Genomic DNA, 21452 nt, shown 5'->3' with positions numbered 1-21452 from the left:
GGGATGAACAAAACCCCCAATTTCACTTTATTCAATACCTTGATTAAGAACATAAATACTAAATCTCCCCAGCAACTTGATCTAAATTATGTATGACTGTTTGAGTTTTCATTCGCTTCTTTAAGTGTTAACCCTTGTTCAAATAGCTTATCAATTTTATCTCTTAATGCTCTTTTTCTTGCTGCCTATTGGTATGCATTTCTATTTTTCACACCTAAATTTAAATTGTGAAATGAGGTTTTCTAAGCTGTTTGTAATTTGTTTATACTCATTTAATTCAAAATCCTCAACTAAAATTTCACCTGTATTGTTGTCTAGCACTATTAACATCCCATTTGATTCATAACCAATTGGGATATACTTAAAAATATCATTTTTAGATTCCGCATAGTCTTTGACAAGTGAAATAAAATAATCTGGTTCAATCCCTGGAATAACAGGATGCAAATTAATATTATAAGAAGAAATCCATCCTGTTAATTCTAAAAACCAATACGAAGTGAAATACTGCTTCACCGAATCATGTAACTGAACGTTGTATTGACTTTCAATTTCATCAAAGGAAAATTCCACTCCCTTCTCCATTGGTTTCCAACAAATATATCCATTTTCATCTTCTTCACCCAAATATATAAATTCATCTACATCTTCATTCCATGCTATTTGCGGTAATGAGTTGTTGTACTCCATCCATTTATCTATAAATCTTCCGAAATAGTCTTTCATAACCTCTTTCATATTAGAAATCACTCCTCAATAAAGAATTATTCTTCTGGTAAGTGAATATCGATGAAAATGTCAGTATTACTTAGCTGACTGGAAACTACATCCAGAAATTTCAATCCATTTTCCGAAACACTATGTTGGAAATGTATATCAATTATTTTTTTCTCAAAGTTGTCTCCGTAATCTTTAAAGTACTGCTTATCTTCAATATATATTAAGTAATTATTAATTTTTTCTTGTAGTACGTCTAGATGCATGTCTTCATATTCCCAGTCTAGATAGTCTATTATTAACAACTTTAGGTTTTTACCTTCTACTCCAATTGCATCTATCTGGTCCAAATCTATAACTGCCATATTTTCTCCTATCCTATATATGTCTATTGCAATAATCTACAATGTACTCATATATATTTTTTCTTCATTAGGATCATAAAGATCTGTCTGTTGAGATTAGTTAGTTTCTACATTTTCAAATCCTGCTATGATGTTATCTATCGTTTCTATTAATTGAATTTAAATTATTTATATAGTCTAAATAATCTCCTAATAAAATTATAACATGCCTATGTATAAAAAAAGCACTTGTTGCCTTTCGTAGACAATCAAGTGCATTAATTTCATATGTTTTTTAAATAGCATAAATTTTGTAGGTCTTAGCTTGATCTTAATCATATCTTTCTATAAAATACTGCAGTCCAATTGTATCTAACACTCGGTCTACACTTCATATCAGACATTTTTTCATATAAATGTTCTTAGTATATTATTTTTGTAACTTTAAATTAGAAATTAACTCATCTAGACTATCCGAAAGCGCTTCAAACGAACCTCGTTCAAAACCCTCCAATTCAACCTTACCACTTACATTATCTAACACAACTATCAAACCGTTCCCTTCTACACCTATTGGAGTCTTATCAACCTTATTATGATTGTTTTTATACCCTTCTAAATTACTTTCGAAGGAATCCAATTCAATATTTGGTAATACAGGTTCTAACCTAATATAATGATTATCAACAAATCCATCTAAATCAGCAAACCAATAAGAATTAAAATAATAATCAATTGAAGTGTGCAATTTAATTTCAAATTTTTCCTCAATCGTCGTTAAATCATTCTTATTATTTTTTTCAATAGGTTTCCATGAAATTTCTTCTTCATCATCCATTTCACCTATATATATAAATGAATCCACTTCTTCGTTATATGGCGTTTTAAATAAAAAATCTAACCCTTTATCAAAATATTCTTTTCTTAAATTAAAATATTTGCTCATAGCATCCTTCATTACCAAAATAATCACCCTTACTTTTCTAATAGTTCAGCATATTTTGGTCATTTCCCCAAATTCCTGCGCTTTTCTCAGCATTATGAATCCCCCTAAACCTGGATGTAGCTTTGAGGGTACATCAACAGTTTGACCTCCACCACCAATGTGATGATGTAATAAAGTGTCATTATATAATTCTTTTAAATCATATTGGGGGAAATGTTTTCTAAACCTAAAAATCTCTTTAAGTTTATAGACTTTGTATCAAAATTTTAAAACCCTTTTATTCAAAACCGATAACAATCCATTCATCTACAAAATTCCAAAAGTGAACATTATATTTAGGCTGACTTTTAGCTGACCAAAAAATAGCATTGTTATTCTTACAATTTTCATAATCTATAGCTATGTAGCTCCCCATACCATTACTAAAGAATCCAAAAGATGTTTTTAAATTAATCTTTATAGGTTCTTCCAATTCATCTATAATCCCCCACTCTAAGTCTTCATCCCCAAAGTAAGTTATAGCTTCTAATGGCATCAATCCCATCGATTCACTTGTGTAATCATAAAATCCATTATGAACATTTTCGTAAAAGTCCCTAATAGATTCAGGAATTTCTCTCCATGAAGATTCTAATTCCTCATTATTAAAACTATCTTTAGGATTTCTTCCTTCATAATATAAATCTTCTCCACCTTGATTTTTTATTGTATACAAGATTGAATAGGTGTCCTCACTTATCATCAGTTCAATATCCTCAAGGTATTCTGATAAGTAAGCAATAGTATTAGATAAATTATTATCTACATATTTTTTCCATATACTTAAAATTTTCTTGATTCTCTTTTCTCTATTATATTCACTAAATACTTCCACCCATAAATCAGGAATTAAAGATGCATTTATATTCTTAAATTCATTTGCATTAATCAATTGAATATCTTCATTATACTCTCTTAATATATCTAACTTAGAACTCATTTTTCCCCATCCTTTTTAATATTATTTTATATTATTCTTTGTTAAAATCATCAATTTGTTTTTGCAATATTCTTTCAAGCTGTTTTTCTCTTGTAATCATCTTACTCCTAAAGTCAGGACTAACTTCTATTTCATCTGGTGTCCCCTTTTTATAATGTGTCCATTCTTCATACGATTTAGATTGCTTTGAAGTGTTTGCAGATTTACTTAATCCTGTAAAGTTTTCTGGGTTATTTAATACTTCTAACTGTTGTTTTTCTGTTAAATTACCAAAACCATCTATATTTGTGATTCTGTCTATAGACACAATATGATCTGCTTCTAGTGAACCTATAAAAGTTTTTCCAGGAAGAGCTTGATCTTCCGTTTCTATCTTTTTATTGTGGCCTTTATTTACTTGTTTTCTTATTTTTGCTGTCGGTGTTTTTTTCTTAATGCTTTATATTCTTCATCTGTAATCTTTCTCTCACCGCACCTAGGAGGAATTCCACTTTCACCCGTACCCTTACCAGATGGATTTACAAATCCAATATCTTTAGTAAAAGACCTCAATGGTATGTAAGATAGGAATAACCTTAAAAATTAATTTTTCCATTTGCATAAAAAAACAGCAGAGATTTCTAGTACCTATCTCTACTGTTTTGCTATTCACTTCCAAAACAAACTAATTTTTCATACTCTGTTATGTGTATTTCTAACAAATAGTAATGCTTAAATTGCAACATCTTGGTATCCTACCCTAGCTACTTCTTCATTTATTAGACGAATACCTACCCCATTTTCCATGTCCCATGTACAGTCAAATGTTAGTCCAATATATCTGCCTTCAAAGCGTCTAGCAGATGGGACATAAATCCCCACTAGCCTGATCCTTTCAAGAAGCTGATTAATCGTTTCAAGTAAAGGATAATTTTCATTATATGAAACATCATACCCAAGCTCATGTCGTTTTTGCTTGTAATAATCTAAAATTGGTTGCAAAATACTTTGTTGAAGATGCCCCAAATTTTGTATTAAAGAATTATACGAAGCATACTGTTTTTCACTAAATTCACCATCTTCTTCACCGTCTATTATCAAAGCAATATCGGCTTCTTTTCCGCAAAACTCAATGGTAGTCTCTCTACTCCAGACATAATCATATTCAAGCTCCCCAAAAACTGCATCATTTATTTTCATTTTAAACCCTCCCTTTCCATTTATCGGAAATTCACTCTTACTTGAAGGCTGGTGGAATATCAACATCTCTATCACCCGTACCCTTAACCCCATCACCCTCCAAATTCGAGATCCTACTCTGAATACTCGTTTTTTAGGCATCATGGGCTTCTTGGAATTTCCCGCTTTAGTTTGTTCCAGTTCTAGCGACACTTCCATCTGGCAGTATTTCTACACCTTTAACGAATAGGGATACATAGTCCATGTGCAGTGATAATCAAGTTGTTTAATTTTGTGTCTAGAAATGCAATAACCTTCGGCCTGTTAATTTGGTACGAGGTTATTAAAGTTGTTTAAAAATAAGTTTTATTTGTTGCACTTTTTCATTTAAGTGAATAATAAAAGTGTTTAATTTCTGGATAGCTAATAATTAATAATCACCCCTTTAATATTCAATCCCAAACATTAAAAATTACTTCACCGATATTTTCTGGTCGCCAATATTTAGCATCTTTTAATTCTTCTTCTGTTAAGTTGTGTTCCCTAGGTATAAAAGGCTTTTCTAAATAAGATTTCAACAACACTTGATAGTACGCTTCAAATTCACTTTCTAATATGGGCATATCAATAAAACTAAAAATAAGTTTCCCTTCTACATTTTTATCCGCAAAAGCTAAGAAAGGATAAAACTCATGCAATAAAATAATAAATTCCTTATCGTCTATTATCACTATCACTTCAAAAAAATTTTTTGGATAGTGTGGTTGTATCCATTCTACTATTTTGAATTTACATGTCCTCAATACATCATAAAATATTCTCTTTGTTTCATTTTCATTATGGGAATTTAAATGTATTGCTTTCAAACCTGTAATATGTGGCGGTATTTTCACTCCCAAAACCTCATTCCCTTTTATTAACTAACCACAGATATCGAAACATTATTCCTTTTATTATACGAGAAACTCAAAAGATGGTATTAAATTTCAATTCTGTACGATTTTTTAAACAACTTTATTATTCGTGGTCAGTCCACACCTTTGGCTAATATATTTTCAATTATATAATAATAGTAATTTTCATTAGCCTGAATTCATAAAAAATATTTTCTAAAAATTTATAGCATGCCTATCTAATAAAAAAGCACTTGTTGCCTTTCGTAGACAATCAAGTGCTTTAAGTTCATATGTTTTTAAGTAGCATAAATTTGTAAGATTTATAAGATCTGTAAGTTTTGTATTAACAGTACGACACCTTTTACATGCCATGACAACTACTAAGTTAAAATTGACGAGTTTGTACGGGTTCTTAGTTTAATATAATTTCCATGTGATTATATTCATCACCCAGTAAAATGTCATCTCACCTAGCTCGTACTTCGTTTTTTCGACGTACAATGAATTAGAGAATCTATTCAAAGTTGTATAAACTCTACCTACTAAATTAGGATTTTTTTGTTTATATAAAAACTTTGCAACAGAACCTTTAAACTAAACTTCAAATCCAATTACTATCCATTCATCAACAATGTCCCAAAAATTCATATTATATCTAGGCTCTTTATTCGTCCACCATAAAGTCGCATTATCATTATTAGAATTCTTATAATCTACTGCAACATAACCACCCATACCACTTTTAAAGAAACCAAAAGTAGTTTGTAAATCAATTTGTAAAGGCTCTTCTAACTCCTCAATAATACCCCATTCATCATCATCAAAAAAAGTTACATTTTCTAAAGGAACTAACCCCATAGATTGACTCGCATAAAAATAGAAACCATTATGAACAGTTCGATAAAAATTTCGTATTGTTGAAGGAATCTTATCCCAAGATTTTTCTAATGCTTCATTATTAAACTCATCTTTGGGATTCCCCCCCCTCATAATATAGAATTTCACCATTATCTGTTTTAATAGTGTATAAAATTGAATATCTACCATTTATGTCCATAAGCTCTACTTCCTCAAGGTGCCTAGACAAATAAGAAATAGTGTTTCTTAATTCCACTCCTACTTGCTCTTTCCATATTGATAAAATACTCTCAACTCTCTTGTCTACGTTTTCTTCTTGAAACAATTCATACCATGAATTTGGTATTTTCTCACAATTAAGTTCATTAATCCTATGGCATGATATAAGTTGTGCATTTCTTTTATATTTTCTTAAAAAACCAAGTTTTTGTTCCATAATGCTATGTCATCTCCTTTATTTATCTATATCCTTTTTTATTTCCTTTCAACAAAATCATCAATTTGTTTTTGTAATTTCATTTCTAATTCTTTTTTCTTCTTTATCATCTCTTCTCTAAACTTAGGATCAACTTCAATTTTTTATTTCTTATAAATTGTCCAATCAGAATAAGATTTAGACCCCTTAGATTTATTGGCTGCTTCACTTAATCCTAGAAAATTCTCTTCATTATTTAAAACCTTAAGTTGTTGTTCTTTTGTTAGTTTATCAAAATTCTCCATCTTTGCTATATTTTTCATTGATACGATATGATCAGCTTGAAGTCTATCTGTAATATACTTACCAGGTAAAGCAGGGTCAGGCGTTCCATCTCTTAATTCATCATATAATTCCTTTGAGATTCTTCTTTCCCCGTATCGAGGCGGTGTTCCAATATCACCCGTACCCTATGTTGTAATCTTAAACCCTAACAATAAAAAAGCAAACCCTGTAAAACCTTATTAAACTACTTCTTTTTCTTCCACTATCGGCAATTCATATGCTGTTTTATATTTCATCATTCCATATATAATGTTTACAAGCCTTCTCATAATACACACAAGTGCTTGTCCTTTTGTTTTACCTTCTTTAAGCTTCTTTTGATAGTACGCATGAAACACTGGGTTTCGTGGCATCTTACTTCCTTTTGCTACTTGCACTTGCTGTACTGCTAAATTATAAAATAAAGCGTGTAACGCCCTGTTTCCTTGTTTGCTTTTATGTGTCTTACCTTTTCCGCCAGAACCAAAGTAAACCGGCGCAATCCCCGCAAATCGTGCTAATTTATTGGCATTTGGAAATCGTCTTACATCCCCAATTTCAGCTATTAATGCTGATGCCGTCACAAGTTCTATTCCCGGCATCGTCTCTAATTGATAATCTAGTAGTTTTACTAGCTGTTTTAATTCTCTTTCGATGTATTTCATTTCCTTCTTTTTAAACTCAATGTCCCTTACAATACTTCTTACTAAAAAATCTCGCGTTTCCTGATACTCTTTCATTGTTTGTCCATCTTCTTTTACAAGTTTTAATATTTCGCTTGCTTTCTTTACTGAACATGTATTGTTGCTAACATCTAATAAAAAAGCTGTTAATTGCTTTATATTCGCTCCCTCTAAACAAGAGGGTGACGGATATTGCTCCCAAAATGCTAATGCTGTTTTTCCATCTAACTCTGAGAAAAACTTTTTATAACTTGGATAATGGTGGTTTAATTGAATATGTAATTGGTTCTTTAATGAACTTTGTGCTTTTACTAATGCATTCCTTCTTGAAACCAGTTGTTGTATTGACCATAATAAATCGTTTGGCTTTGCATCTGGTAATTGATTAAATTTGTTTATCAATATGCGTGCCACACATTCCGCATCCCAACTATCATTTTTGTGTATCATCACTTGGCTTTTTCGTTCTAAAAATGATAAAGCTGGGTTTACCTCTTTTACTACCTGTTCGTGATCTACTAAATATTTCGCTAACGCTCTTCCATAACCACCAACATCTTCTAAACCAAATACAACTGATAAACCATCACTCACATATGTCTCTACTTCTAATAAGAACTTCGAAAATGCAGATGGTTTATTATCAAATTGTATTTCTCCTAGTTTCTCTTGCCAACAATTAATAATAACAGCCGTATGATGCTCCTTATGTAAATCTACTCCTACATACAAATAGTTTTGTCTATTATGCATAACTCATCCCTCTATCCAATGATTTAGTCATATATAAAAATGTCGGCAACCTTAGTTCGAGCGTTCATCTTCCGATGCGCATAGGTACGCAAGCCTATCCATTTTCATAATTTCATAAGTACATATAGTAAAATGAGCGATTTTTTTAAGTACGACTTTTATATAATTGCTGGATGCTTCCCATTTGTTTGTATTTGCCCGTATGTATACACCCCTCGATAAAAGTTCTCTCTATCTAACATGCGTTTCACTTGTACTTTCGTAAACAGCTTTCCTTTCTCAGTACAATACCCTTCCCTATTTAGTCGTTCTGCCAATTGAGTTAGCGACCAATGTTTAAAAAAGTGTCTTAATTCAAATAGTCTACGTACAACTATCGCTTTCTCCGCATCTACCTCTAACACTTTTTGTCCTTTCTTTACTCTATAACCAAACATCACACCGCCCCCCGCATATCCACCTTGTTCTGCTTTTTTCTTTCTGCCTCTACTTAGCTTTAATGCAATCTCAAGACGTTGATATTGATCTAATAGCTCTAACATACCATTTACTAAAAAGTCATTTGGGTCATGCGTGTATATACTATAATTTGGTTGTTCAATTGCTTTCACATCTACCTTGTGTTTCTTTAGCTCTCGTTGTATTAACACTTTTGCCATATCAGAGCGCCATAACCGAGATGTATTTAGTACAATAACTTTGCTCACTTGATGATATGCCATATCCGACAATAGCTCTTGTAGACCTTCACGTTCAACTGTTAATCCATCTTCATCTACTTTCGCTCCGCTGATTCCTTTATCTTCGTATATGTGAAGCAGTTGTAGTTTATTTTCGATGCAGTACCGTTCAATTTCTTCTACTTGATACGTTAGGCTATACCCTTCACGCACTTGTCCTTCCGTTGAAACTCGTACATAACCAACTACTTTCTCTCCCATATTGAGCCCCTTCCCGTTACAGCAATTAAAGTCCCTGTAACGTTTACCCGTTTTTTGCGGATAACGTATGCATAACGTCCATCCGTTAAAACGTACTTTACGATGACTTCAAAAAATAACACAACCCTTTATTTTCCCCTCTACTATCGTCGTACACTGTACATAGCCATTACAATCTATAAAACAACAATAAAAATTTAACACTTAATCCACTTATAAAATTATAATGCTCTTTTAAATTTCTACGCTAAAACGCAAAAAAGCACTTGTTGCCTTTAATTGACAATCAAGTGCTTTAAGTTCATATGTTTTTAAGTTGCGTAAATTTGTAAGTTTTGTAGTAACAATATGACACCTTTTGTACATCATGACAAATACTATATTAAAACTTACGAGTTTGTACGAGTTCGTTAGTTTAATATACATTCCATGTGTTTATATTCATCACCCATTAAAATGTTATCTCGCCTAAGCTCGTACTTTATTTTCTATTCTATCATTGCACACAGTACTCCATGACGGTACAACCATCATGAGTCTTTACTTTTTAACAGCCTGTTTTAAATTGCAACATCCTGATAACCTACTTCAATTATTTTTTCATTTAATAGACGAAGCCCTAATCCATTTTCTATATCCCATGTACAGTTAAATGTAATTCCAATATCTCGCCCTTCAAAAATATCCGCATATGGAACAACAATTCCATCTAAAGTTATCATTTCTAGTATTTGATCAGGTGTTTCAATTAATGGATAATTTTCATTTAATCCAATATCATAACCTAGTTCATGTCGCTTTTGTTTGTAATAGTCTAATATTGATTGCAATAAACTTGGCTGTAAATCCTCCCAACTCTGCATTAATGCTTGATATGCCATATACTGCTCTTCATCAAACTCTCCATCTTCTTCACCATCTATCATCAAAGATATCTCAGATTCTTTTCCAAAAAAACGAATAATGGTATCCTTAGTCCAACCATACTCATACTCAAGTTCACCAAAAATTGGATCGTTTATAGTCATTTTAAAATCTCCTCTTTTTATTTATTAGCAAACCCTCCAGGTTTAAAAGCTCCTGCGTTTATTTCCCCTACACCACCAAGGTGTCCGAATTCACTATTTATTTTTGTTGGCACGAGTTGCATTGTTTTAACATCATTTAATTCATGCCATGTTAATTTATTTTTTTCTCGATATTTTTTTATATCTCTTGCACTGATTTTACCAGATTCCATCCCAAATTGACTTGCTAATTCAGGTGAACCATTAATCTGGTCAGCTAATTTTTGGTCTGATTGAACAAAATTAGCTCGTCTGGCTTTCCCTCCATAAGTTCCTTTTCCTCCAAGCATATAGTTGATTTCAACTTGTGCCTTTGCTGTTGGTGAAAAGTCAGGAACTGCATTTTTATATTGAATACCCTCAATCCCAACTTCATCTAAAATTTGTTTTAATTGACGGTCTGGTGGTGGCTTAAGTATGCACTTAGATTCACCCCGTATTCCCTCAAATTCAACCTTTGGATTCTCTAATGCAGGTGTCTGATTAAGCCTTGCCTCATAAGAACTAGCAAAATCAGTTTGTCTAAAAGCAGGTGGAACTTCAGCCTCTCTATTACCCGTACCCTTATTTAAAACCAAAAGCGATAATTGGGTTACCAATTATCGCTTACTAAGTCAAACCATTTGATGTACTATAAAGTAACAATTATTTTATTATCTATGATAGTTCTAAAATTGGTGTAATTTCTCATCATATTATTACCATATGCACTAACTGCTTCATTACCACACACCATACTTTCATAGTTATCTTTAAATTCTTTTTTTATTGACTCTTCCAAACTGTCATAGTATCTTTTGGTAGCTTCCTCTGCCAATTCACGCGACCCGTGCGTTAATATAAAATTAATATCTACCATATAACCCTTTTGAGGATAAAAACCTCTTTCAACAACCTCTTTTACAAAGTTGTTCAAATCATTCGTACACCTTTCTACAATTGGCATAAATACACTATTTAACCAATTAGTGAATTCGTTAACTGTCCGCTCCCACTCTTCCTCATTTGCTATGTTCCAATATAACTGACCGCTTGGTACATTGCACTGACGTGTATTAATATGAAATATTTTATCTTTAGATTTTAAAGGAAGAATTGCGCATTCACCATAAAATACTACATTTTTATCAGATATATTATTCCAACTTGTATAAAAGAGTACCTTATAAATGAAATTTTTATCTTTTTTACTCATCCAATGACCAGACTTAGAATATTTCCAGCCATTATCTAAATACTTTTCAGATATTAGATTACATACGCGCTCAAATGCTTTATTTGCTTTCATATTACATCTCCAATTCAAACTACCTAAGATTCATATATTTTAAACTCAATCCTCAAATCTTGAGTATTCTTCCTAAAAACCTCCAATAATTTATTACAATTTTCAGTCGGTTTATATTTAAACCTTAAATCGAATATAAAGCCATCTACTAACTTAGCATCCGGATAAACACTATATATTTGCCCACTTTCAATAAAAGATACATAGGCATTAATTTTATCTTGTAACAATGTTAAGTGCTGAAGTTCATTTTCCCACTCTAAATGATCTGCAATCATTAATGCTAACTTATTTTCACCCATACTCTTGCCAATTCCATCTATTTTATTTTTGTCTAATATTGACACTTATCTCTCACCTCATTTATTCATCAAAATAAGTTGTCCCTTCAGGACGAACAATTTGCGGTCTTGTTCCACTAGGCACTTCGTATCCCCCTGAAAAATCTCCCTTTCCTTCACCTACGACCTTTCCACCAGAATTCTTCAATTCAGGGAATCCCTTTTCTTGATTTGTAGTATAGGGAGCAGTAGCGGAACTTTTATATTCTTGTATAATAACATTCCCATATTCATCAGATGCAATGGCGTCAACTCTTACCTTAGTCCCTTCATGTGTAACAATGGTTATTTCTCGTTCAGCGTTTTCATACTGCTGTGAAAATAGATTAAAACTTTCATCAGAAAATTCTTGCCCCTGCTCTTTAAGTGATGCCCATTTTTCACTTGCTTCTTTCCACTCCAGTGGCTCTTTAGGCGCTTCACTATTCTTATATTTCCTTTCACAATATACATCATACTTAGATTGCAACTCAGCATCTTTAAATCTACCGGTATTATCAAGTAAATCAGAATTCCCTTTTCCAACTTCACCCGTACCCTTAACCCCACCACTCTCCAAATTCGAGATCCTACTCTGAATACTCGCCTTTGAGGCATCATGGGCTTCTTGGAATTTCCCGCTATAGTTCGTTCCAGATCTAACGACACTTCCATCTGGCATGATTTCTACACCTTTAGCGAATGGGGTTACGGAGTCCACACCTTTTGCTACTAGACCTTTAATGAAGTAGTCCGCATCATTAATCTTATCTACGGTTTTCCAGCCTTGTATTTTTAAATTTTTTAATAGATTATTTTCCTTAAGCGATTGTACCACATTTCCACCCAAATTTGGATTAAAACCAGGCATTCCTTCTTTGTATTTTAATAATTTCGCTAAATCAGCCAATTCACTCGTGTCTTTGAATGCTTTTACTCCTTTTCCTACTGCTCCAACAACTGGGATTGCATCTAATCCGCCAAAAATGATGTTTCCTACCCGCTCTTCTTGGCTCAATTTCCTATGTGTTCCCCAGTCTTCTCCGTCGATACCGCTTTTTATTTGTACACCTCCGTATACTACTGCGGCAGCGGCCCCGAGTGGTGGACAAAGGATTGTTGTGATGATGATTCCTACGCCTATTCCTATGTCTCGCACCATTTCTAGTTTTTTCTGTTCATCTTCTATCGATTTGTATTCAAATCCTCGTGTGGATGGGACTACTTTCTTGTATTCTTCATAATTTAGTTTTGCATCCGGATTTTGTTTTTTTAGTTCTTTGTATTCCCCTCTCAGTACGTTATCAAATGCAGGTGAATCTTTAAAAATATCTTCTACAGTTATTTTATCTTTTTTTGTTTTTATTGTTTGCGGTACACTTCCGTATCCCGCGTGCGCATCTGGTAATACTGTCGTTGTTGTAGAGCCAATTCGGTTATTTGTTTCGAAACTAAGAATAGATGTATCTCTCATTTTTTGAGCGAATTTATCCATTTCTACTAAAAAAGGTTTATCTATATGTTCAGAGACCAATCGCCCTGCTTCTCCGCAATATTTTTGTAATGTCGAATAGCTATCAAGTAATTCCCCTATTTTTCGCGATTGATCTTTTGGGTTAAAATGTATACTACCATCTGAGTCTAAATCTCGTATTCTTCCATCAATTTTTTTTAATGATTCATTTGCGTCCCCTAATTTTATGAGTGCATCTTTTGTAATTCGATTCATACCATCCCCCATGTTTTGCCATGGTTCAGGTCTATATTTCACATCCATTTCGTTTTCATCCCCCAGCCGTATGGTGATTTCTACAACTTACTTAATCTTTCACGTAATTGTTCGTCCTTTTCAAGCATTTCCACGCATACATTTCCTACAACTTTCGCCGACCTCAAATAGTGTTCAGACAATTCAAGTGTTTTGTGTAATATATCAGGATATTTTTCAATTACTCTCATCGCTTCACCTTTTTGATAAAAATCACTGCTTAATAAACTCTCAATATTCGTTCCAATGACGTCTAAATGGATTTTATATATATCTTCTAATTTCATTACTATATCAAGTAGTTCTTGAAAATTAACTAATACTTCTTCTCCACCACCAGAACCACCATCTCCCATTGATACTTGCATTATTCAATACCTCCTAACGAAAATTGTCTCGGGTCAATTAATTTTTTATACGGCATTTTTAACACGTCATACAATTTCTTATTTACCGCATAGAGACTCACCCAGTCATATCGATTACGTTCTACATCAATTTGAACGAAATCTTCTCCTTCAGTGAAATATAAGAAACATTCCCATTTTCCTCCTCTATTACTTCGAGGCCTCGTATACGTTTCTATCGCTATAACATCTTTATTTGATAAATCTTTTTCCTCAAATGTTTGTTGTTCTGCCTCTGTCATTCTCTTTGAGAAAAATGTATCTTCTATTTCCCTCGGTTCTCTCAATAAGAAAGGGATGCGTGTTAATAAGGAAAAATATACGTCTGGCTTTGGTATGTAGTCGATCTCGTATTTTTTATTTGGCTCTATTTCTGTTAATACAGCCACTCGGTCTTTATCCTCTTTTAAAAAGCCAATTAATACATTATTCATTCTCGTATATTCATGACAATTTTCATATTCTTTTAATAGCTCAATCATTTGAAAAGCTGCGGGGGTAATTCCATTTTCACTTGTAAGTAAGCCTTTTTCTTTTAAACTCGCAGTTGCTTTCGTAACACATTCTTCATCAAGTAAAATAATTACGTCACGGTTTGGCAATCCAAATATATCGGTAACCCCAGCTGCACCTGCGAGAACATATAATTCAGCAGGTGCAAAAATCATTTCTTTCCCCATTCTTTTATCCCTCATTTCACCATCACAATTTTTTTATCGCCCTTACTTCCGGTATATCGCCATACGTTTGAATACTTTTCTCTAACTCTTTCAAAGCTTTCGTATGTCCTTCAAATGCCTCTACCATTTCTGAGTTATATTGAATGATTAAATCAAGATAACTTAAAAAGGCATCTCTCGTTTTTCCATTCCATTTCGCACATGTAACGTACGCTTTTAAGTTTTTCGCTTGATTTAAAGAATCTTTCATGCCGTTCTCTATGTTTTGTGCGTAAGAAATGGCACTTGCAGTATTACTTCCTATAATTTCAACCTCTTTACCACTCATGTTAGTTCCCTCCATTCTTTGTATACTTAATGGATAAGTTTTTCAATTTCCTTTTTCTTTTCTTCAAAAGCTCTGGTCGCTGCAGCGTATGCAGAAGCTTTCTCCGCTTCTGCTTTTGCTTTATATTCCAAATACTTTGCATAAGCTGTACCTATCGCAGATCCAACATTGCTTAATTCACTTTTAAAATAGGATAGTAGTGTATTTAAGTCTTCATCCTTTTCATGACGTTTTTGTTCAAATTCCACTGCTGGAATTTTATTAGCTTCTAAGCCATTACTTTTACTCTCATAATCTCTCTTCGCTGATTCAGCCTCTTGAATGTATTGCTTTAATTCTCTTTCTTGATCTTTTAAATAATCATGTAATGTATCATACTGATCTCGTTTCCTCGCGCTTTCTGTAAAACCCGATGCATTTAAAAAAGCATTATACAATTCATCTAACATCTTTCTCCCCCTTTATTACAATAACTATGTAGTTAAATTCGTATATTTAAACATGAATATTCATTACATTGAGAATTTATAAATAATTATTTTTGCATATTGCTATTTTATCAAAGGGGTTTTAACATTTCCATATTTTATAAAAAGCTTTCGCATTTTTCTTCAATTAAATAACAATGAATATTTATTATCTAAAAATTGTAGTTTCATATAGATTATTGAAATTTTATCCACATTAAGGAAATGAATAACAAATAACCATCATTTACATGTTATAATTGCGATGTATACATTTAATTGTATTAAATGTATATGTGTAATACGTATATTTAATAAAGTTAAATTAAACTGGGGAGGCTTTCTCAAATGGGCAAGAAAACAAGCAAAGCTAAAAAAATTGTGGGATTCTTAATCACCACAGCACTAACAACTACAATGATGGTAGGCACAGCAAACGCACAAACAACTACGAATAACTATAAAGTAGCTGGCAATGCGAACACTGTATTTACAGATGTACCAAAGGACCACTGGTCAAAAGATGCTATTGATTACTTAGCAGCAGCAGGACTTTTTAACGGATATGGAAATGGAAAATTTGGTTTTGGGGATAATATTACTAGAGGCCAGGTAACTTCTTTAATCGCTCGTTATTTAGGTTTAACAGCAAACAATGAACAAAGCAATATGTTTAACGATATTAAAAATCATATGTTTGAAAAGGATATTAAAGCTATTGTACAAGCTGGAATTATGACAGGTGATGGAACAGGTGCTTTTCGTCCAGATGATGCATTAACTCGGTATGAAATGGCAGTAGTATTACAAAAAGCATTTCAATTACAATCAAAAGGACAAAATAACTTTAAAGATGTACCTCAAGATCATTGGGCTTATAAATTTGTAAATACGCTACGTAGTAACCGAATATCCTACGGTGATGAGGCAGGTAATTACAATGGCAACATGCTTGTGAAACGTGAGGAGTATGCACAATTTTTATATAATGCAATAGCAAAAAACAGAGATTATAATTTCAACATCAATACAAAAGAAGAAATGAAACAAATGTTAACAACAGCTTTAGAGAATGGGACGTTTGGTCCATTTAAATTAAATTCATTGGGTAAAGATATATCTGACGTAAAAAAAGAATATGGAGTGCCTGATGTTTTGAAAAAAGCACCATGTACAGAATGTGATGCACCTAATACAGCGGTATACGGCGATTATAATATTGACATGTACCCTTCGGACGCAAGACATATATGGGTAAAAATGGATATAACTACAAATGAATTAAAAGAGTGGTTTGGTGAACCAGATGAAATCGGAGGGGATATGACTAGCGAAGGCTTTATATATAATCGAGGAAGCTATTATCTTTATTTCAGCTTCTCTGATGGTTATATTCAACGCGCTGAAATATCTAATCATGAATATAATTAATAAGTTACAAACAATATAAATATATAAAGCATAAAAAAATCCTTCAAGAGCGTGCCTTTTCTTGAGGGATTTTATTTTGTTCCTACCTATTTAACATAATACAAAGCTATAAAACTCCTACTGATTAAACTTTATTTTTTTTAGTGCTCCGCATTCCATTCACTTAAATACGTTGCATATTCAAATTCATCTGGATCATCATATAACATAGAAATAAACTCTAATTTATTTCCATCACAATCTAGAAAATATACGCTTGCAGCTGGCATCCACCTTTGGACAATCGCCTCTTGGTTTCCTTTCCCCTGACTCCCTACTACCTCTATTCCACGTTTCTCTAACCATAATTTTGAATCATTTAAAAACTCTAAATCTACACGAAAGGCGAAGTGTTTCGTCTCAAACTCTTCATTCGTATGCATTTCCCATAACCCGAGCATTTGCTCTTTACTTTCTCCTACCCAAAAGAATGCAACTCGTCTTTTCGATAGTCTTTTTGCTAATGCTAAACCTAACTTATTTTGATAGAAATCTATCGCCTTTTCTAAATTTCTTACATGTAAATGAGTTTCATATATGCTTTGTATCATATTATATTTTCCCTCCTCTACATTCTGATTTTTAAAATATATTTTGTTTTTATCATACAAATAATTATATTTTTAAGCATCCTACTTTTGTATCATTGTTCTTTCCTACAAAGGTATAGGTATACGTCGTCCAGTTTTCTCATTCATGTCCCGGCGCCGGAATTCAATAAGGTGAAACTTTAATGTTAGCTCTCACCTACTTTTCTCCCATTTGTCGATTTTGAGATAGAAGTTTTACTGCCGACAAATAGCGGGATAAAAATTCTATTTACATTCATAAATTTTTATAATGTAATAAGATTAACATCTTACTAATAAGAGGAGGAACCATTCTGGATAAAACCAAAGTTATGGCTTATTTTAGTGCATCGGGTGATATATTCCCTGTTGAAGCAATTACCAATGCCCTACGTATCGAGCCTACAAGAACTTATAAAAAAGATGATGTTGTTGCAAGACATGATAATCCGAATCTTGTATCCACCAAAACCCTATATAGAGAAGAAACTGCTTGGACTTTAAGCACTGGATACCAAGAATCATACGATATAAATAATCAGTTGCAAGTTATTCTAAAATCCCTTGAAGGAAAAACAGAGCAATTAAAACATCTCAAGAAGAAGTATGGTTTACAGTTTCTTTTTATGGTAGTCATTCAAGCAGAAATTCATTTTGATCTATATATTTGTTAAAAATAAAAACGCTATTGATATTGGAATCAATAGCGTTTTCTTATGTGACTGTATGTTTTATCTTGCTTGTACACAAAGGCAAATTCTTTTTATATAACGTATTACTTCAATTTCCCCTCAAAGACAATCTTTCTACCACACGGTTCAACTTCTGTTTTGCCGTTTTTCTTCACTTCATGAAAGATTGGCTCTTCCATGCGACGTGATGGTGCGTAGCCTTCTTGTTCCATACGTGCTAAGCAGTCTGTAATTGTTTCGTTTTCGAGTACTTCAAATTTTTTCTTATTAGGTTGTTTTGTCATGCCCTAACCTACTTTCTATTTTTCTTGATGCGAATTGATTCTTCATGTAGATCATATATACCATTGCGAGAATTCCTATTATAATCATAACCGCAATGAAAAAGCTTGTATACTGTATTTTTTCTATAAATACGCCTCCTAATACAGGTCCCAGTATACTTCCTAAACTAAAGGCGATTCCAGATAATATATTACCTGCTGGTAGTAAATGTCTCGGTAATAAATCTGTCATAAATCCAAGTCCTAAAGAGAAGCACGATCCAATGACCATACCCGCTAACAACATACAGGCAAAGACGATCCAGTAATATTGATCAAATACGGCTGCCAGTAGGAAAATACCCGTACTTATGCTAAACGTCCACGTTAATATACGATCCCTTCCGTATTTGTCACTCAATATACCGAGTGGAATTTGTGTAATTATGCCCCCAACTGCAAATGCTGGTAATAAGAAGGATACTTCTGAAACAGACCATCCTTTACGAAGCGCGTATACTGGTAAGTTACTGTTTAACATTGCTTCGAGTACGCCATATGCAAGTGGACCAAGTAACGCAATCCATCCTAATCCAACAACTTGTTTATAACGAGAAAATGATGATTCACTCTTCACTTCTCTTTCATCTTGCGCCGGGAATGCATTTTTCGTTGGCAGTAATAATAGCCAACCTATTAAGCACAGTATAGTGGATATAATAAATGGTGTTGCAAGACCGTACTGAACAGTGCTTGCTAAATACGGACCAACGGCAAAACCAATTCCGAAGAATACACCGTATATCGATACTTGTCTCCCTATTTTACTCGGGTCTGATGTTGTCGTAATCCATGTTTGTGTTCCGACATGAAGCATATGATCTCCGACTCCAACTAAAAATCTAAGAACGAACCATACCCAAAATGAAAAAGTTTGTGTAAAAAAGAATAATGATATAACAACGAGAAACCCACCAATAACGATAATTGGCTTCATTCCAAACTTTTGCATCGGTTTTTCAAGAAACGGTGAAATAACTAATATCCCAATGTATAATGCTGTCGCATGAATACCATTAATACTTGAACTAACCCCTTCTTGTTCAAAAATCATTGCAATGGCCGGTAAGAGCATACCTTGTGACAAACCCGAGATTGCTACAATTCCAACCATAATCCAAAACGTAAAACGCATCGACATCCTTTTCCCTCTCCTTCTCACGCTGTCCACTTTTCATTATAAACTGTTTCTTTAAATGCGTGTACGAATATTCGCAATAAAAAAGAAGCGAAAAGAATGAATCTTTTCGCTTCTTATCCTTCCCATACTTGCGCTTTCACATTGTAATGAAAGTGCTTGAAATATGGATTTTCATAAAATGATTGTCCATATAAGTGGTGGTGTACATGAGCTATTGGTGGCTGCTGCATTTGTAAAGGAACTACTGTTGTTGAAACTTGCATATACATCGGATTTATCATTATTTTTGTATATAAGTGATGATTATATAGTGTATGCGCAATTAAGAGCGGATGATGCAGAGATAATCTCCCCTTTTACCTACAATGTTATCGTATAGGCAAGACTTTTACTTTCGGGGATTATTTCTCTTCTAACCAATCCTCTACATGCTTAATAAATACATCTAAGCAATCTATAAACGGCGAGTGTCCGCAATCTTCTAATATCTTCAACTCTGCATTCGGTAAATGTTTTGCTAATTCCTCACCAACTACTTGCGGTACGACATAATCTCTGTCACCTTGTATGACGAGTGTCGGAGCTTTAATATGATGAATTTGCTTATTTCCCTCTACAACCCCGTTATGTTCATCCGAAATATTAAATGTAATGAGCGCATAATTTACATCTACGAAATTATGCTGCGTTAACATATCATCTAAATACTTTTCATAACGATCTGGTTCAGGTTGATTATGTGTATATATTAATAGATTCCATACTGTTCGGTAATATAATTTATTCATATTTTTTATCGCATCTAGCACTGGAGCAATTTGTACAGGATCTTGTGCAACCTCTTCCTTCGTCTTTACTAAACTTGATACGATTGGCTGCCCGTTTATATCTTTTTTAAAAATTGGATATCCCTTCATGCCCACCGATTCTACTAAAATTAACTTTTCGACAAACGTTGGATGATTCGCTGTAAATTGCATCGCAACACCACCACCCATTGACCAGCCCATTAATGAAAATTTCTCTAGCTTCAATTGATCGACAAATAGTTTTACATCTATTGCAAAATCTTGTAATGAATCTATCGATTGATTATATGTTGATTGGCCAAATCCTCTTAAATCAAGAGCGTAAATATGGTATTGATCTTGCATCTTTTCAATAACTAAATCCCAATGTTGTGACGATGTCATGTTCCCGTGAATGAGTACAAGAATTTCTGTATTTTGCCTTCCAACTTCCTGATACGCAATCGTTTCTCCGTTCGATAGTGAAACAAACTCCATTGTTGCAGGCTTAATCATCACAAGTTCCCCCATTCTTTTTAATAGAAAGAAAATTCTTTACTTACTTAAAGAATAGCATGTAGAATATACGTTCGCAACATAAAACCTATACGAAATTATTACATAACTCAACATGTCTATTACTAGACAATTATTATAAAAAAGTATATAGTTAGCTAGGTAACTAATTTGAAAGGATCAAAATACATGGACGAAAAACAACATTTTTTTCACATTGTCAGCCAGACTTCTCGCAAGTTTACGAAGAAATTTAATGAACGCGTATCTCCAACAGGATTATTTAGTGCGCAATGGGCTGTTATTTTCCGCATTAATCAAACCGGTTCTTGTACGCAAACAGAGTTATGTCAGTATTTAAATGTTGAATCACCAACGATGACTCGTACGTTAACACGTATGGAAACGATGGGCTGGATTATTCGTACTGAAGGAAAAGATCGCCGTGAGAAGCTCATTTCTTTATCAGAAACAGCGATAAAAATGATTCCGATATGGCAAGACGAAGTTGATACTTTCGAAGAAAAGACACTAGAAGGTATTAGCGAAGATGATTTACATCAAGCATTTCAAGTGTTACAACAAATCATTAAAAACTTAGATTAAATTGGAGG

Annotated in this window: 27 protein-coding genes and 3 pseudogenes; 4 read left to right on the top strand and 26 right to left on the bottom strand. The window is 33.2% G+C overall.

Annotation, left to right across the window (positions count from 1 at the left end):
• Window positions 1–201 precede the first annotated feature (201 nt).
• From MNO09_RS13770 to MNO09_RS13665, 22 genes and pseudogenes are all read right to left on the bottom strand, one after another.
• Entirely contained in the window at window positions 202–738 is a 537-nt protein-coding gene (locus MNO09_RS13770; RefSeq protein ID WP_000665917.1) for a SecY-interacting protein Syd, read from the bottom strand.
• A 26-nt stretch (window positions 739–764) separates the two neighbouring features.
• Window positions 765–1082, bottom strand: a complete 318-nt coding sequence (locus MNO09_RS13765; protein WP_000268266.1) for a DUF6572 domain-containing protein — start codon at window positions 1080–1082, stop codon at window positions 765–767.
• A gap of 409 nt (window positions 1083–1491) precedes the next feature.
• Window positions 1492–2007, bottom strand: a complete 516-nt coding sequence (locus MNO09_RS13760) for a SecY-interacting protein Syd (RefSeq protein WP_002096453.1) — start codon at window positions 2005–2007, stop codon at window positions 1492–1494.
• Window positions 2008–2052: 45 nt separating this feature from the next.
• Entirely contained in the window at window positions 2053–2241 is a 189-nt protein-coding gene (locus tag MNO09_RS13755; RefSeq protein WP_225989072.1) for a hypothetical protein, read from the bottom strand.
• Between the two features lie 43 nt (window positions 2242–2284).
• Window positions 2285–2986, bottom strand: a complete 702-nt coding sequence (locus MNO09_RS13750; RefSeq protein WP_000095662.1) for a hypothetical protein — start codon at window positions 2984–2986, stop codon at window positions 2285–2287.
• A gap of 31 nt (window positions 2987–3017) precedes the next feature.
• Complete coding sequence (locus MNO09_RS13745; protein ID WP_347280220.1) at window positions 3018–3287, bottom strand: hypothetical protein; 270 nt, start codon at window positions 3285–3287, stop codon at window positions 3018–3020.
• 410 nt (window positions 3288–3697) lie between these two features.
• Complete coding sequence (locus MNO09_RS13740; protein ID WP_002096450.1) at window positions 3698–4165, bottom strand: DUF6985 domain-containing protein; 468 nt, start codon at window positions 4163–4165, stop codon at window positions 3698–3700.
• A 55-nt stretch (window positions 4166–4220) separates the two neighbouring features.
• Window positions 4221–4409, bottom strand: a pseudogene (locus tag MNO09_RS13735) (HNH endonuclease); the annotation flags it as partial.
• A gap of 187 nt (window positions 4410–4596) precedes the next feature.
• Window positions 4597–5037, bottom strand: coding sequence for a hypothetical protein (locus tag MNO09_RS13730; RefSeq protein WP_002096449.1), 441 nt, complete (start codon window positions 5035–5037; stop codon window positions 4597–4599).
• A gap of 597 nt (window positions 5038–5634) precedes the next feature.
• Window positions 5635–6334: pseudogene (locus MNO09_RS13725) on the bottom strand (SMI1/KNR4 family protein).
• An 18-nt stretch (window positions 6335–6352) separates the two neighbouring features.
• Window positions 6353–6636 (bottom strand): annotated as a pseudogene (locus MNO09_RS13720) (hypothetical protein).
• A gap of 201 nt (window positions 6637–6837) precedes the next feature.
• Complete coding sequence (locus tag MNO09_RS13715; protein WP_000551889.1) at window positions 6838–8073, bottom strand: IS110 family RNA-guided transposase; 1236 nt, start codon at window positions 8071–8073, stop codon at window positions 6838–6840.
• 158 nt (window positions 8074–8231) lie between these two features.
• Window positions 8232–9014, bottom strand: coding sequence for a recombinase family protein (locus MNO09_RS13710; RefSeq protein ID WP_000504229.1), 783 nt, complete (start codon window positions 9012–9014; stop codon window positions 8232–8234).
• A 560-nt stretch (window positions 9015–9574) separates the two neighbouring features.
• Window positions 9575–10042 (bottom strand): DUF6985 domain-containing protein, encoded by a 468-nt coding sequence (locus tag MNO09_RS13705; RefSeq protein ID WP_241950171.1) that lies wholly within the window; start codon window positions 10040–10042, stop codon window positions 9575–9577.
• A 17-nt stretch (window positions 10043–10059) separates the two neighbouring features.
• On the bottom strand, window positions 10060–10680 hold the full coding sequence (locus tag MNO09_RS13700; protein ID WP_050552140.1) for an HNH endonuclease: 621 nt from the start codon (window positions 10678–10680) through the stop codon (window positions 10060–10062).
• Between the two features lie 32 nt (window positions 10681–10712).
• Window positions 10713–11369, bottom strand: a complete 657-nt coding sequence (locus MNO09_RS13695) for a hypothetical protein (protein ID WP_000646590.1) — start codon at window positions 11367–11369, stop codon at window positions 10713–10715.
• A 23-nt stretch (window positions 11370–11392) separates the two neighbouring features.
• The gene (locus MNO09_RS13690) at window positions 11393–11716 is read right to left on the bottom strand and encodes a DUF6572 domain-containing protein (RefSeq protein ID WP_000025259.1); all 324 of its coding nucleotides are present in this window, start codon (window positions 11714–11716) and stop codon (window positions 11393–11395) included.
• Window positions 11717–11732: 16 nt separating this feature from the next.
• Window positions 11733–13466, bottom strand: a complete 1734-nt coding sequence (locus MNO09_RS13685) for a hypothetical protein (RefSeq protein WP_000382712.1) — start codon at window positions 13464–13466, stop codon at window positions 11733–11735.
• A gap of 32 nt (window positions 13467–13498) precedes the next feature.
• Window positions 13499–13825, bottom strand: a complete 327-nt coding sequence (locus tag MNO09_RS13680; protein ID WP_001198191.1) for a hypothetical protein — start codon at window positions 13823–13825, stop codon at window positions 13499–13501.
• Complete coding sequence (locus tag MNO09_RS13675) at window positions 13825–14544, bottom strand: DUF5081 family protein (RefSeq protein ID WP_070168961.1); 720 nt, start codon at window positions 14542–14544, stop codon at window positions 13825–13827. The genes MNO09_RS13680 and MNO09_RS13675 overlap by 1 nt, the downstream gene beginning before the upstream one ends.
• Window positions 14545–14566: 22 nt before the next feature.
• Window positions 14567–14872: a WXG100 family type VII secretion target gene (locus tag MNO09_RS13670; protein WP_016134989.1), complete on the bottom strand. Its 306-nt coding sequence runs from the start codon at window positions 14870–14872 to the stop codon at window positions 14567–14569.
• Window positions 14873–14898: 26 nt separating this feature from the next.
• Window positions 14899–15321 (bottom strand): EsxC family T7SS substrate, encoded by a 423-nt coding sequence (locus MNO09_RS13665; RefSeq protein ID WP_070168962.1) that lies wholly within the window; start codon window positions 15319–15321, stop codon window positions 14899–14901.
• 366 nt (window positions 15322–15687) lie between these two features.
• Between MNO09_RS13665 and MNO09_RS13660 the strand changes: the two genes are divergently transcribed.
• Complete coding sequence (locus tag MNO09_RS13660; RefSeq protein WP_070168931.1) at window positions 15688–16770, top strand: S-layer homology domain-containing protein; 1083 nt, start codon at window positions 15688–15690, stop codon at window positions 16768–16770.
• 140 nt (window positions 16771–16910) lie between these two features.
• Here the strand turns inward: MNO09_RS13660 and MNO09_RS13655 are convergent, their stop codons facing one another.
• Complete coding sequence (locus tag MNO09_RS13655) at window positions 16911–17360, bottom strand: VOC family protein (protein WP_000616178.1); 450 nt, start codon at window positions 17358–17360, stop codon at window positions 16911–16913.
• Window positions 17361–17710: 350 nt separating this feature from the next.
• Between MNO09_RS13655 and MNO09_RS13650 the strand changes: the two genes are divergently transcribed.
• Window positions 17711–18052, top strand: a complete 342-nt coding sequence (locus tag MNO09_RS13650) for a DUF4279 domain-containing protein (RefSeq protein WP_373926235.1) — start codon at window positions 17711–17713, stop codon at window positions 18050–18052.
• A 101-nt stretch (window positions 18053–18153) separates the two neighbouring features.
• On the opposite strand, the gene MNO09_RS13645 is transcribed toward MNO09_RS13650, so the two are convergent.
• On the bottom strand, window positions 18154–18354 hold the full coding sequence (locus MNO09_RS13645; RefSeq protein ID WP_000166305.1) for an NETI motif-containing protein: 201 nt from the start codon (window positions 18352–18354) through the stop codon (window positions 18154–18156).
• Window positions 18338–19534, bottom strand: a complete 1197-nt coding sequence (locus MNO09_RS13640) for an MFS transporter (protein WP_000062793.1) — start codon at window positions 19532–19534, stop codon at window positions 18338–18340. The genes MNO09_RS13645 and MNO09_RS13640 overlap by 17 nt, the downstream gene beginning before the upstream one ends.
• A gap of 178 nt (window positions 19535–19712) precedes the next feature.
• Between MNO09_RS13640 and MNO09_RS13635 the strand changes: the two genes are divergently transcribed.
• Window positions 19713–19913: a hypothetical protein gene (locus tag MNO09_RS13635; protein ID WP_241950207.1), complete on the top strand. Its 201-nt coding sequence runs from the start codon at window positions 19713–19715 to the stop codon at window positions 19911–19913.
• A gap of 22 nt (window positions 19914–19935) precedes the next feature.
• Here the strand turns inward: MNO09_RS13635 and phaZ are convergent, their stop codons facing one another.
• Complete coding sequence (gene phaZ, locus MNO09_RS13630) at window positions 19936–20853, bottom strand: intracellular short-chain-length polyhydroxyalkanoate depolymerase (protein WP_116480657.1); 918 nt, start codon at window positions 20851–20853, stop codon at window positions 19936–19938.
• 174 nt (window positions 20854–21027) lie between these two features.
• Here phaZ and MNO09_RS13625 point away from each other — a divergent pair, with 174 nt between their 5' ends.
• Window positions 21028–21444 carry a MarR family winged helix-turn-helix transcriptional regulator gene (locus MNO09_RS13625; RefSeq protein WP_000343674.1) on the top strand — a complete coding sequence of 139 codons (417 nt, stop codon included), beginning with the start codon at window positions 21028–21030 and terminating at the stop codon, window positions 21442–21444.
• The last annotated feature ends 8 nt before the right edge of the window (window positions 21445–21452 follow it).

It is taken from the genome of Bacillus sp. N5-665 (genome assembly GCF_022637375.2).
GTDB classification, from domain to species: domain Bacteria; phylum Bacillota; class Bacilli; order Bacillales; family Bacillaceae_G; genus Bacillus_A; species Bacillus_A wiedmannii.
The sequence above is the reverse complement of the archived record's forward strand: the minus strand, read 5'-3'. Positions and strand labels throughout refer to the sequence as shown.